Below are 12673 nucleotides of genomic sequence, written 5' to 3'. Positions count from 1 at the left end.
AGGCCGGACATCTGATAGCAAACGATTTGGTCAAAAGTCTTCTGCAATCCTGACAAGAGAGGGGCCGTCCACATCTGGTAGCCTGAAGCCTCAGGCCGGGTAGCGCCCGGCGTCCCGCCCCCTCAACGGCGGGTTCTGGGCGCAAGGTGTTGGTAGCGCCTTGCGTCAAACCTCAGTGGGGCAGGTATAGCCCCGGCGGCCACAGGGATACTGTGGCAGGCTGATCGGAGCCTAAAGGTTGATGGGCTGGCATCCAATGCATGCACCAGCAGGTAAATATCACCGATCATCTCCATTCCCGTTCCCGACTCTGAGCGGATTGATCACCGCTGGCATCCGGATTGCGAAGCCCTCGGTCTATGCCGGGGGCTTTTGCGTGGTGGGGATGAATCCGGAACAAAGCTTGCCAAAAACTTGCCACAGGTCTGTGCACGTTCTTGCGCTGTTCTGCTTGGAAACTCAGGGATTCTTTGGAGCAAACACCGAGATAATCCACATTTATCAATAAGATAAATGGTGCTGTGAGAGAGGATTGAACTCTCGACCTCTCCCTTACCAAGGGAGTGCTCTACCACTGAGCTACCACAGCGCCGTCTCGGTGAGCGGGGGAATAAACATAATCATTCCCGACCGCAAGCCCCTTTTCTTGCTCTTGTGACAGGTTCCTTCCGGCGGGCTCTGGACCGTGCCGGGGGGAGAGGCTATTTCTTTCGGGCATGGACCAGTTCGAGAAAAAGCCCCCCCAGGACAGACCCGTGGACAGACCTGCGGACAGACCCGCGCACAAGGCGGCAGGTGCCCCGGTTGTGAGCGCGGCGGTCACGCGGGAAGGGCGTCTCAAGGCGGCGCTGAAAGCCAATATGGCAAGGCGAAAGGCGCAGGCGCGGGGGCGGGCGGAAGGTTCCGGCCCTGAGGTGGGGACACACGGCCAGAGGGGCGGAGATCTCGGTTCAGGGGAAGGCGGTTAAGGCCTGATCCCGGGATCTGGTCGCAGGAGGTCTGATCGAAGGGGATCTGGTCAAAGAGGATCAGGGCAGCAGATCTGACTGGCGGGAAGATCGCCGAGAGGGCCATGTATAGCGCGGATCTGCTGGGCCAATGCGCAAATAGGGCTGTGACCGGGCCCGAGAGTGGCGGTCATAACAAGGACAAAGGGTAAGAGGCGGGCATGGATTCGATTCTGGTTAAGGGCAACGGCGCACTCAACGGGGTGATTCCCATCGCGGGCGCCAAGAATGCCTGTCTGACACTGATGCCGGCGACGCTTTTGTCGGAAGAGCCCCTGACGCTGACCAATGCGCCGCGGCTCTCGGATATCCGCACCATGACGAGCCTGCTCGAATCACTCGGCGTTGAGGTTTCGGCGCTGCAGGATGGCAAGGTTATCACCATGTCGTCGCATGGCACGCTGAACCCGACGGCGGATTACGATATTGTCCGCAAAATGCGGGCGTCCAATCTGGTCCTTGGCCCGCTACTGGCGCGGCTGGGTCATGCGGTTGTGTCGCTGCCCGGGGGCTGTGCGATCGGCGCGCGGCCGATGGATATTCATATCGATGCGCTCTCGGCGCTTGGGGCCGAGATCGATCTGCGGGACGGCTATCTCCATGCGAAGACGCAGGGTGGGCTGAAAGGCGCGGTGCATGAGATGCGTTTCGCCTCTGTCGGGGCGACCGAGAATTTCGTGATGGCGGCGACGCTCGCGAAGGGCACCTCTGTCCTGAAAAACGCCGCGCGCGAGCCGGAAATCGTTGATCTTGTTCAGTGTCTGCGCCGCATGGGCGCCGGGATCGAGGGAGAGGGCACCTCGACCATCACCATCCAGGGCGTGACGGCGTTGCGCGGCGCCACCCATCCGGTGGTGACCGACCGGATTGAACTTGGCACCTATATGCTCGCGCCCGCGATCTGTGGCGGCGAGGTGGAATGCCTGGGCGGGCGGATCGACCTGCTGGCGGCGTTCTGTGAGAAACTCGACGCGGCGGGGATTTCCGTCACCGAGACCGAAAAAGGTCTGAAGGTGGCGCGCAAGAATGGCCGCGTGAAGGCGGTTGATGTGGTGACCGAGCCTTTCCCGGGTTTCCCGACCGATCTCCAGGCGCAGATGATGGCGCTTTTGTGCACCGCCGAGGGCACCTCTGTGCTGGAAGAGAAGATCTTCGAGAATCGCTTCATGCATGCGCCGGAACTGATGCGGATGGGCGCCAGAATCGAGGTTCACGGCGGTCATGCCACCGTGCATGGCGTCGAGAAACTGCGCGGCGCGCCGGTGATGGCGACCGATCTGCGCGCGAGCGTGTCGCTTATTCTTGCCGGGCTCGCGGCCGAGGGGGAGACGGTGGTGAGCCGGGTCTATCATCTTGATCGCGGCTATGAGCGGGTCGAGGAGAAGCTCCTCGCCTGTGGAGCGCATATCGAACGGATCAGTGGCGTCTGAGGGGGCGGATATGGCAGATGCACGTTTCGAGGATGGCGAAGAGGCACCGCTGAAGCTGGTGGCGCTGGAGCCAGAGGATCTGACGGTGATCGCCAGCCTGATCCAGGATGCGGTTCTGCCGGCCAGTGAGATGAAATATGATCGCAAGCGCCGGCGTTTTGCGGCGCTTGTCAATCGCTTCCGCTGGGAAGACAGCGGTTTTGCCGAACGTTCAGGCCGGGCCTATGAACGGGTGCGCAGCCTGTTGACGGTCGAAGATGTGCTTGAGGTGCGCAGCCAGGGCATCAGCCCGGGCGACGCCGATCAGGTCCTGTCCGTCCTGGATCTGGCTTATGCGCCGGGCGAGGATGGCACCGGTTCGCTGACGCTGATCCTCGCCGGAGACGGGCTGATCGAGCTGCGGCTGGAAGCCCTCGAAGCGGTGCTGACCGATGTGACAAAGCCCTATCTCGCGCCATCGGGGAAGAAACCCGAACATCACGACTGACGGCCTGTCATTGCGGGTCTACTGTCAAAGGCTCTGCCGTGCCTTCAGCCGGGCGGGCAGGAGGTCAGCCAGAGCTGATCCCAGGGCTCATCCCCCGGGCTGGAGAAAATGGCATAGCGCAGCTGGCGCCCGAGATCGGTGAAGAGAAGGCTCGACGGAGCCTTGTCGCCCTCGATGGGGAAGGCGCCGATCTGGTTGCCCTCGACCGAATAGACCAGACCCTCCCAGACGCGACAGGCTTCCAGCTGGTCTTCCGAGGGCGCATCTTCGGCGCCGGGGGGAGGGCAGCCGTCATAGATCACACCGGTATCGCGGCTGGTGCCCATATTGGTGCGGATCTCGCCCCAGAGCTCGCGCCCGTCCCGGGTCTCGATGTCAAAGATCGCAAGCACCATGCCGCTTTGTTCCCAGCTTTGCAGCGGGCGGAAGCTGAGGCGGAAGCCGGTTTCTTTGTCGGAATAGACGGATTGGGTCACCAGGCAGGCGACGTCCGCGATTGCGGGCGCCACAGTTGATGTCAGCGCGAGGGCAAGGCCCGCGCAGCTGAGGCGGCTGCTGATCACTCCAGCACCACCAGCGCGTGGCGCTTCTTGCCGGCGGTGAGTTTCACCGGATCGGCCAGCTCGCCCGCGCCAAGACGCAGGCCTGCATCGAGAATGATCTCGTCATTTATCTTCGCGCCGCCCTCGGCGATCAGCCGTTTCGCATCTTTGCCCGAACCCGAAAGCCCGGCGCGGACCAGCAGCTGGACGATGCCGATCCCATCGGCCACTTCCGCCGCGGTCAGCGCCACGGTCGGCAGGTCATCACCGATACCGCCCTTTTCAAACACCTCGCGCGCGGTCGCCTCCGCCGCCTTCGCCGCCTCTTCGCCATGCAAAAGCGCGGTTGCGAGATTGGCGAGGATGATCTTCGCCTCGTTGATCTCGGACCCTTGCAGCGCGCCCAGCCGGTCGCATTCCGCAACCGGCAGTTCGGTGAAGATCTTCAGGAACCGCGCCACATCGGCATCGGTCGTATTGCGCCAGAACTGCCAGAACTCATAGGCCGAGAGCATCTGGTCATTCAGCCAGACCGCGCCATTGGCGGATTTGCCCATCTTGCGCCCGTCAGACGTGGTCAGAAGCGGCGTGGTCAGCCCATAAATCTCTTTCTCCGCGACGCGGCGCGCAAGGTCGATCCCGTTGACGATATTGCCCCACTGGTCTGATCCACCCATCTGCAACAGGCAGCCATAGCGGCGGTTGATCTCAACAAAATCATAGGCTTGCAGAATCATATAGTTGAATTCGAGGAAAGACAGGCTCTGTTCCCGATCCAGCCGCGATTTGACGCTTTCAAAAGACAGCATCCGGTTGACCGAGAAATGCCGCCCGATATCGCGCAGGAAATCGAGGTAATTCAGATGATCCAGCCATTCGGCATTATTGAGCATGATGGCCCCATTCGGCGCATCCGAGTAATCGAGATATTTCGCGAAAACGCGGCCCATACCGGCGATATTCTCGTCGATCTTTTCCGGGGTCAGCAGCGGACGCTCTTCGGACCGGAACGAGGGGTCGCCCACCTTGGTCGTGCCGCCGCCCATCAGCGTGATCGGTTTATGGCCGGTTTTTTGCAGCCAGCGCAGCACCATGATGTTCATCAGATGGCCGACATGCAGGCTTGCCGCCGTCGCATCATAGCCGATATAGGCGGGCACCACCCCCTTGATCAGGGCCTCGTCCAGCGCCTGATAATCGGTGCAATCGGCCACAAAGCCGCGCTCGAACATCACACGCAGGAATTCTGATTTCGGATGGTAGGTCATGGGTCGCGCTCCGCGCTTTCGCTTGCATATAGTCAGGCGGGTATAGCCGGGCGGGGGGTAAAGGAAAAGATGGGCAGCATGGCGGAAAAAGATCCCTGGAAAAGCGCCGTCCAAAACGGGGAGAGCGGCCCGGCGGTCTGGGCGCTTGGCACCATGTCGGGAACTTCGCTTGACGGTGTCGATGCGGCGATGGTGCTGACCAACGGCCATGAGGTGCTGGACTTCGGGCCTTCGGCTTTTCGCCCCTATACGGCGGCCGAGCAGGCGGTTCTGCGTGCAGCCCTCGGGCGCTGGCCCGGCGAGCCTGGCGTCGCCGAGGCCAGTGAGATTGTCGAAACCGCCCATGCCGAAGTGATGGCGCGTTTTGAGGGCGTGCAGATCGCGGGCTTCCACGGCCAGACCCTGGCGCATGATCCGGGCGGGCGCGGCACGCATCAGGCGGGGAATGGCCAGCTGCTGGCCGATACGCTTGGCCTGCCGGTGTTGTGGGACTTCCGCAGCGCCGATGTACAGATGGGCGGGCAGGGCGCGCCGCTGGCGCCGTTCTACCATTTCGCGCTGGCGCGCCGGATCGGCGCGACTGGGCCAGTGGCTTTCCTGAACTTGGGCGGCGTCGGCAATCTGACCTGGGTGGACCCCACGCTGCCACATCCGCAATCCGATGGCGCGCTGCTGGCTTTTGACACTGGCCCTGCCAATGCGCCGGTCAATGACCTGATGCAGGCCCGGCTTGGCAAAAGCCATGACGAGAATGGCGCGGTGGCGGCAAAGGGACGGGTGAAAAAGCCCGTGCTGGATCAGTTCCTTGCCCATCCGTATTTTCTGAAAATGCCGCCGAAATCGCTGGATCGCGATGCTTTCGCGGGGCTGGTCGCTGCGGTCAGAAAACTCGACACGGCGGCGGCGGCTGCCACACTCACTGCGGCGGCGGTCTCGGCGGTGGTGGAAGGCGCGAAACATTTCCCGCGCCCGGTGTCGCGGCTGCTTGTGACCGGCGGCGGGCGGCACAATCCGGTGATGATGAAGGGCCTCGCAAAGCGGCTCGGCTGCCCGGTCGATCCGGTCGAGGCGGTGGGGCTGGACGGGGATATGCTCGAAGCCCAGGCCTTCGCCTTCCTTGCAGTGCGGGTGGCGAAGGGGCTGCCGACCTCATGCCGGACAACCACCGGCGTTGCGGCCAATATCGGCGGCGGCACCCTGTCGCGGCCAGCCCTGTCAGACTGAGCGGCGGCAGACCCCGGCCCGTTTCAGCACTGCCGCACCTTATGAATCCTGTATTTCACAGTAAGTTTTGCGTGCCAGGAGTTTAATTCCTGCGCTAAAATTTTATGTGTTGCCAGAACTGTCGCGACGGGGGTTGCGACCCGGAAATATGCGTCCCGAAGGGCGTTGCTCGGAATGGATGACTGGCTTGGCAACCTTTGAATTTTACGCGACCGGCGATCAGATCGGCACCTATGGCGCCGCGAGTGGACAGGGCAATGGGATGGGGATGGTCGTTACCCTGACCAATGTCCATGCCATCGGAAGTTCCACCGATATTTACCGGATCGTTGTCAGCCAGGCCAACAGCAACGACACCACTTTGCATAACGGCCAATGGGTGTCGATCTATACCTGGTCGGAAAGCAATCCCTCCGGCACACTCGTTTACAGCCAGCTGAACCCGCAGGACGATATGTTCCAGGGCCGGGCTTCGGGGGAAAATTACCAGATCTTCAGCTACAGCTCGAACCTGGTGATCGACCTGCGCGGCGTCGCGAGCGGCACGACCACCTATGGCGCCGAACAGAACGAGGCGCTGAATGCGCAGCTGCCCTTCAGTGGATTTGCGAAGTCCCCGCAGGATCTGTTTCCGCCAACCCCTTGTTTCCTTGCGGGAACCAGGATCCTGACAAAGCGTGGCCCGGTTGCGGTTGAACGGCTGCGGCCCGGCGACCGGGTCTGGACGCGCGGCCATGGGATGCAGAAGATCCGATGGATCGGATCGGCGCCTGCGGCCGGTATCGCCCATCTCGCACCGGTGCGTTTTGACACCAGTGTCCTTGGCAATGACCGCCCGGTCTTTTTGTCGCAACAGCATCGCGTGCTGATCAGCGGCTGGCAGGCGCAGCTGAATTTCGGCGTGGAGGAGGTTCTCGTCGCAGCGCTGCATCTGGTGGATGGCGAGCGGGTCCGGATCGAGAGCCGGCCGCAGGTCGAATACTGGCATATCGCCTTCGCGCAGCATGAGATCATCTGTGCCGAAGGCATGCTGGCCGAGAGCCTCTTCCCGGGCCCGATGGCGCTTGCCTCGCTTTCACCTGCCGCGCGGGAGGAATTGCTGGCACTGTTCCCGGACTATTTCGGCGAGAGCGCGCGGGTGACGCCGCAGACAACGCGTCTCTGTCTGAACCGGCGCGAGGCGCAGGTTCTGCATCTGGACTGAACTGCGATCAGGCCCGAAGGGCAGTCTGCTCTGAACAGGGGTCTGACCCGGGGCTCAGACGCGGTTCAGCCTGTTGTGAAAACCGGGCTGTGATCGCCTGCCGCATAGCGGCGCAGCACCGCCGGGTAGAGACGGTGTTCCTCGCGCAGCACCCGTGCGGCAAGGGTTTCGGCAGTGTCTCCCGCCAGGACCGGCACCCGTGCCTGACCAAGCAATGGCCCGTCATCCAGCACCGCCGTCACCTCATGCACCGTGCAGCCCGCCTCCTGATCGCCCGCGTCAAGCGCGCGCTGATGGGTGTGCAGCCCGGGATATTTCGGCAGGAGGGACGGGTGGATGTTCAGCATCCGGCCCTGGAACCGCGCGACAAAGCCCGGAGTCAGCACGCGCATGAACCCGGCAAGGCAAAGGATATCCGGCTGTGCCGCCTCGATATGGGCGATCAGTTCGGCCTCGAAAGCCGCGCGGTCGGTTTTGAACGGGCGGTGATCGACGGCGGCCGTGGCAATGCCGGCCGCGCGCGCTTTTTCCAGCCCCGAGGCCGCGGGGTCATTCGACGCCACCAGCACCGCGCGGGCCGGATGGTCGCCGGTCATCGACCTGACCAGCGCCATCATATTCGAGCCACCCCCCGAAATCAGGATGGCGACGCGTTTCACAGCAGGCGCCCTTTGTAGATCACGCCTTCGCCCGAGGCGTCCTGCGCTACGATCCGGCCCATCCGGACCGGCGCTTCGCCGGCGGCTTTCAGGCTGGCCTCGATGGCATCCGCCTGGCCCGGGTCAACCACCAGCATCATGCCGATGCCGCAGTTGAAAGTCTTCAGAAGCTCCGGCTCCGACATGCCGGCGGTCTCGGCCAGCCAGCGGAAGACCGCCGGCAGATCCCAGGCGCCAAGGTCGATCTCGCAGGCCAGCCCTTCGGGCAGCACGCGGGGGGGATTCTCGGTGATGCCGCCGCCGGTGATATGCGCAAGGCCATGAACCCCGCCCAGTTTCGCCGCTGCCAGCGCCTGTCTGACATAAAGCCGGGTCGGCTGAAGCAGCGCCTCGCCCAGCGTCGATTGTGCCCAGGGGCAGGGGTCTGACCAGCCAAGGCCGGAGATCTCGACCACCTTGCGCACGAAACTATAGCCGTTGGAATGGACACCGCTGGACGTAAGGCCGATCAGGATATCGCCCTCGGCAACGCCTGCGGGCAGGTGGGTGCCGCGCTCCATCGCGCCGACCGCGAAACCGGCGAGGTCGAAATCACCCTTGTGATACATGCCCGGCATCTCGGCGGTCTCGCCGCCGATCAGCGCACAGCCCGATTCCGCGCAGCCCTTCGCGATCCCCTCGATGATCCGGGTCGCCTCATCGACATCGAGCTTGCCGGTGGCGAAATAATCAAGGAAGAACAGGGGTTCGGCGCCCTGGCAGACGAGGTCATTGACGCACATCGCCACCAGATCGACGCCGATCGTATCGACATTGCCGGTATCGATCGCGATCCGCAGCTTGGTGCCAACCCCATCGGTCGCCGCCACCAGGATCGGATCCTTATAGCCGGCATCTTTGAGGTCAAAAAGCGCGCCAAAACCGCCGAGCCCCCCCATCACGCCCTTGCGCGACGTGGCTTTCGCAGAGGGTTTGATCCGGTCGACCAGCCGGTTCCCGGCGTCGATATCGACGCCCGCGCCCGCATAGGTCAGCCCTTGTTTCCCGGCATTCTCGCTCGTGGTCATTCGCCCGTCTCCCGGCCCGCTGGTCGCCCGTTCAATATCTGGCCCGCTTAGCCCATAGCCTTGCAAAGCGCAACGCGCCCCGGGAGGCAAGACAAAGGTAGCGGTTTCGAATCCTTGACCCCCGGCGATCATCTGCTTAGGCAGGTTGCACTTTCCGGGAGGCTTGTGGCACAGGGGACACCCCCGCGTCATACGCTCCTGCCGGGCCTGTAGCTCAATGGTCAGAGCAGGGCGCTCATAACGCCTTGGTTGGGGGTTCGAGTCCCTCCGGGCCTACCAATATACTGATTTCAGCCATATTTTGCTGATAAATGTGTCCCGCAAAATATCAGTGCGGGACACCTTACCAGTCCAAGGCCGCCAGAACCTGCATGGCGTCGCCCGACATTGCCCTGCGCTGAGCCCCCTTGGTGTAGACCTCGGATGTCTTTGCCTGGCTGTGTGCCATGATCGCCATGATTTGGTGTTGGCTGCATCCGGCCTCTGCCAACAACTCCGCAACTGCCTTCCGAATCCCGTGCGATGATTTGCCGATCACGCCGGCGGCAGCGCACCATTTTTGGACGCGGTTGCGCAGGCTTTCCGGGCTGGAAAACGGCTTTCCGTGATCAGTCAAGAGATAGGTTGGGCCGACAACCTTTGCTGCCCGTGTGGCTGCATAGAGCGGCGACAACATCGGCAGCGATACCGGCGCCGATCCGCGCTTTGCCGGTTGCCATTCCAGCCAGGTTTCGCCGCCACGCTGAACTTCATGCTCGCGTCCGAGCCAGATATCCCCGCATCAAGCTCCAGAGGCCCGAGGAAGAGGATCTGAAGGCATTTTCGGACGCGGCCGGGCCGATGATCGACCGGGGGCTGGAGGTGTCGCAGGATGATGTCCGCGAGAAATTCGGCCTGCCGGCACCGAGGCCGGGTGCGAAGCTGATGACGCCCTCGCGCGTCGGATCCGGACCTTTGCCGGTGTCGAACGCGACCGCGACCGGTGCCCCCGATCCCAATTCAAAAATTAAACGCAATCCCGGCGAAATTAAACGGGGTGAGGGCCTCCAGGGTGTGACGGTCGCCCTGAACGCGGAAGGGGCCTCTGCGGCGATTTCTGGGGGCAATCCCGTTGATGCCGCAGTTGCTGCTTTGACGGGCCGTCTTGAGGAAGAGGCCGAGGCGCATATCGCGGGCATGATCGACCAGGTCGAGGTGATGCTTGAGACCGCGTCATCGCTGGAAGAATTCCGGGAAATGCTTCTCGCCGGGTTCCCGACACTGAATTCCGCCGGCCTCGCATCGGTCATGTCGCAGGCGATGCTTTCCGCCTGGGGCGCGGGCCGGGTGGCGGTCGAGGAGGAAGCCGGTGACTGATCCGGTTTCGGGGATCTTTCGTCAGCCTTTCGCAGAGCAGCTCGCCGCATGGCGGCTGCGTCTGCAGGAGCTTCGTCCGACCCAGACCTGGACCGATGTCAGCCCGGAATTCCACGATCGCGGATTCATGGTGGCCGGCGCGACCAAGGCGGATCTGCTCGCGGATCTGGCCGGCGCGGTCGACAAGGCGATTTCCGAAGGCCGTTCACTGGACGAGTTTCGCCGCGACTTCCGCGATATTGTCCAGCGCCAGGGCTGGCATGGCTGGACAGGCGAAGGATCGGTCAAGGGCGAGGCATGGCGGACGCGGGTGATTTACCGCACCAATATGTCGACCACCTATGCCGCCGGCCGCCGCGCCCAGCTCGAGGCGGGCAACTTCACCTTCTGGATCTACCGGCATGGCGGATCCCGTGAGCCCCGGATCGTGCATCTCGGATTTGATGGTCTGGCGCTGCCGCCCGACCATGAATTCTGGGTGTATTACTCGACGCCGAACGGCTGGGGATGCAGCTGCTACATGGTAGGCGCCCGGACAGCTGCTGGTGTTCGGCGCATGGGAGGCGATCCTGACAAGGTGCTGCCTGCCAACTGGCGCGACCTTGACCCGAAAACCGGCGCCCCCAAAGGCATCGACAAGGGCTGGGCCTATGCGCCAGGTGCTGCTGTGGCTGAGACGATTTCGGCCCTCTCGCGCCGCCTGGAAGTCCTGCCGGCGCGGCCCTCGATCAACCTGCTGCAATCCTGGCTGCGGATGGATTCCTTCAGCGACTGGATTAAAGCGCCGCAGGGCAGCTGGCCGTTGGCCCGGATCCCGGATGCCGATGCCGTCGCCCTTGGGTCAAAGCCCCGGATCGCATCCATGTCGGCCGAGACTGCAGCAAAGCAGGAAAGGGAGCATCCCGAGCTTCTCGGGCTGGATTACCTGATGGCGCAGCGCGCCGTCGATATGGCGACCCGGCGCATTCAGGATGGCCCGAACACATTAATCTATGTGCAGGAGGAGGCCGGTGCTTCCGGGTATGTGCTTGTGGTCAAGGTCACAAAGTCCGGGGAGGGGCTGTTCGTGTCGAGCTTCCGGCGGATTTCGGCAGATGCCCGCGACCGCGATCAGGAGCTGCGCCGGCTATCACGCAAAGGGCCTGCAATTTGAGAGAAACGGGCGACAGGGCCTCCCAGTCCGGTTTCCCGGCAACCCTGCATGGCGCTCCGATCAGATGATCGTGCTACGGCCGGGAGAATATCACCGCGTCACGCCCGCAGAGGTAAAATAGCCATGTATACCGTCGAAATCAACACCGAGGCCGTTTCTGCCGCGCTGGAGCGCCTGGCGCGCGGTCTGGACGATACGACGCCGGCCATGCAGGAGATCGGCGAATATCTGGTCAAGTCCACGAAGGACCGCTTCCCGACCGGCAAAGCCCCTGACGGCAGTGCCTGGGCAGCAAAGAGCCAGACCACCATCGCGCGCTATCTCGCCCGGGGCGACAAGGTCGATAATCGCCCGCTCTTCGGGCCTTCGGGGCAGCTCTCCTCTGCTATCCACTATAGGGCCGGGCGCAGTCAGGTCAGGGTCGGGTCCGCGCTGATCTATGCAGCGGTGATGCAGTTCGGGGCAGAACAGGGTGCCTTTGGGGCTCGTATGGGCCGGACCCGGCCGAGCGAGAAGCGGGAGAAAAGCCAGGACTATTTCTTTCATGTTCCGTGGGGGGATATCCCGGCCCGGCCGTTCCTCGGGCTGTCAGGCGAGGACGAAACCAACCTCGTCGAGCTGATCGGGGAATATCTCGCCGGGCTGGTTTCGCCGTAAGATCGTCATGGCATCTCTCAGGATACCAAAAAGATACTAGTATCGGTTGTGTTTTGTCCTACGTGCTCTGGCTCTCCAGCTGTTTGGCTCTCCTCCCGAGAAGTGCCATGTCTGAAAGAGCATATGTGATGAACGGGATGGGTTCTTCGGATTCTGCAAGATCCGCCGCTGCCCACAATATGCCGAGGGCCACTCGTGCATGGATGTCCAGTTGTTTAGCGAGCGCCTCTTGGGACATCGAGGGCGCTCCGCCTTCGCTGGCATACATTGCCTGGTTTCGATACTTTGATCTGGCCAACGTTTTTCTCACCTGTTCCTCGGTAGGGAACGCATCGTCATCTTGCTCTGCGGCGCAAAAGAGTGTGAGTGATAGAGGCAGGTGGTCGCCATTCTTTGTTACCAGAAAGGTCCGGTTCGTTTCCTCGGAGTGCGCAAGCTGGAGGCCCTGATCCATGGCCTGATTTGCGTATCTCAATGCGTGTTCGAAAACTGAAGCCTTGTAGTTGTGATTTTCTATCGAGAATTTTGACAGGGCGTCGCCATGGGATGCCCCCACTGAAGTGGTCCACCCACAGGGATATGCTTATCCCGTTTTCAGGAGGACCAGATTATGGCTGGC

Annotated in this window: 13 protein-coding genes, 2 tRNA genes and 1 pseudogene; 9 read left to right on the top strand and 7 right to left on the bottom strand. The window is 62.5% G+C overall.

What is annotated here, in order from left to right; translation table 11 throughout:
* Window positions 1-514 precede the first annotated feature (514 nt).
* Window positions 515-589, bottom strand: a tRNA-Thr gene (locus tag AC4FS3_RS27775).
* 579 nt (window positions 590-1168) lie between these two features.
* Between AC4FS3_RS27775 and murA the strand changes: the two genes are divergently transcribed.
* Window positions 1169-2437 carry a UDP-N-acetylglucosamine 1-carboxyvinyltransferase gene (gene murA, locus AC4FS3_RS27770; protein ID WP_491023217.1) on the top strand — a complete coding sequence of 423 codons (1269 nt, stop codon included), beginning with the start codon at window positions 1169-1171 and terminating at the stop codon, window positions 2435-2437.
* Between the two features lie 10 nt (window positions 2438-2447).
* A complete protein-coding gene (locus AC4FS3_RS27765) occupies window positions 2448-2924 on the top strand; it encodes a DUF2948 family protein (RefSeq protein WP_491023216.1) in 477 nt (158 codons plus the stop codon).
* Window positions 2925-2968: 44 nt separating this feature from the next.
* On the opposite strand, the gene AC4FS3_RS27760 is transcribed toward AC4FS3_RS27765, so the two are convergent.
* Window positions 2969-3487 (bottom strand): hypothetical protein, encoded by a 519-nt coding sequence (locus tag AC4FS3_RS27760; RefSeq protein WP_491023215.1) that lies wholly within the window; start codon window positions 3485-3487, stop codon window positions 2969-2971.
* Window positions 3484-4734 (bottom strand): tyrosine--tRNA ligase, encoded by a 1251-nt coding sequence (tyrS, locus tag AC4FS3_RS27755; RefSeq protein ID WP_491023214.1) that lies wholly within the window; start codon window positions 4732-4734, stop codon window positions 3484-3486. The genes AC4FS3_RS27760 and tyrS overlap by 4 nt, the downstream gene beginning before the upstream one ends.
* Window positions 4735-4812: 78 nt before the next feature.
* Here tyrS and AC4FS3_RS27750 point away from each other — a divergent pair, with 78 nt between their 5' ends.
* Together AC4FS3_RS27750 and AC4FS3_RS27745 are read left to right on the top strand one after the other, a co-directional pair.
* Complete coding sequence (locus AC4FS3_RS27750) at window positions 4813-5958, top strand: anhydro-N-acetylmuramic acid kinase (protein ID WP_491023213.1); 1146 nt, start codon at window positions 4813-4815, stop codon at window positions 5956-5958.
* Between the two features lie 187 nt (window positions 5959-6145).
* Complete coding sequence (locus AC4FS3_RS27745; protein WP_491023212.1) at window positions 6146-7162, top strand: Hint domain-containing protein; 1017 nt, start codon at window positions 6146-6148, stop codon at window positions 7160-7162.
* A gap of 65 nt (window positions 7163-7227) precedes the next feature.
* Here AC4FS3_RS27745 and purN read toward each other — a convergent pair whose 3' ends face one another.
* Both purN and purM read right to left on the bottom strand, forming a co-directional pair.
* Window positions 7228-7821, bottom strand: coding sequence for a phosphoribosylglycinamide formyltransferase (gene purN / locus AC4FS3_RS27740; protein WP_491023211.1), 594 nt, complete (start codon window positions 7819-7821; stop codon window positions 7228-7230).
* Window positions 7818-8888 (bottom strand): phosphoribosylformylglycinamidine cyclo-ligase, encoded by a 1071-nt coding sequence (purM, locus tag AC4FS3_RS27735; RefSeq protein ID WP_491023209.1) that lies wholly within the window; start codon window positions 8886-8888, stop codon window positions 7818-7820. The genes purN and purM overlap by 4 nt, the downstream gene beginning before the upstream one ends.
* A 203-nt stretch (window positions 8889-9091) precedes the next feature.
* Here purM and AC4FS3_RS27730 point away from each other — a divergent pair.
* Window positions 9092-9167: transfer RNA gene (locus AC4FS3_RS27730), tRNA-Ile, on the top strand.
* A 64-nt stretch (window positions 9168-9231) separates the two neighbouring features.
* Here the strand turns inward: AC4FS3_RS27730 and AC4FS3_RS27725 are convergent.
* The gene (locus tag AC4FS3_RS27725; protein WP_491023208.1) at window positions 9232-9564 is read right to left on the bottom strand and encodes a tyrosine-type recombinase/integrase; all 333 of its coding nucleotides are present in this window, start codon (window positions 9562-9564) and stop codon (window positions 9232-9234) included.
* Here AC4FS3_RS27725 and AC4FS3_RS27720 point away from each other — a divergent pair.
* The 4 genes and pseudogenes from AC4FS3_RS27720 to AC4FS3_RS27705 form a co-directional block, all read left to right on the top strand.
* Window positions 9537-9725, top strand: a pseudogene (locus tag AC4FS3_RS27720) (hypothetical protein); the annotation flags it as partial. The gene AC4FS3_RS27725 and the pseudogene AC4FS3_RS27720 sit on opposite strands and share 28 nt — an antisense overlap.
* Window positions 9726-9728: 3 nt before the next feature.
* Entirely contained in the window at window positions 9729-10244 is a 516-nt protein-coding gene (locus AC4FS3_RS27715) for a hypothetical protein (RefSeq protein ID WP_491023218.1), read from the top strand.
* Window positions 10237-11397 (top strand): phage head morphogenesis protein, encoded by a 1161-nt coding sequence (locus AC4FS3_RS27710; RefSeq protein ID WP_491023207.1) that lies wholly within the window; start codon window positions 10237-10239, stop codon window positions 11395-11397. The genes AC4FS3_RS27715 and AC4FS3_RS27710 overlap by 8 nt, the downstream gene beginning before the upstream one ends.
* Window positions 11398-11520: 123 nt before the next feature.
* Window positions 11521-12054, top strand: coding sequence for a phage virion morphogenesis protein (locus AC4FS3_RS27705; protein ID WP_491023206.1), 534 nt, complete (start codon window positions 11521-11523; stop codon window positions 12052-12054).
* Between the two features lie 58 nt (window positions 12055-12112).
* Here AC4FS3_RS27705 and AC4FS3_RS27700 read toward each other — a convergent pair whose 3' ends face one another.
* A complete protein-coding gene (locus AC4FS3_RS27700) occupies window positions 12113-12508 on the bottom strand; it encodes a hypothetical protein (RefSeq protein ID WP_491023205.1) in 396 nt (131 codons plus the stop codon).
* Window positions 12509-12673 lie beyond the last annotated feature (165 nt).

Source organism: Pseudogemmobacter sp. TB195, from assembly GCF_058313095.1.
This window is presented reverse-complemented; position numbering and strand designations above follow the sequence as displayed.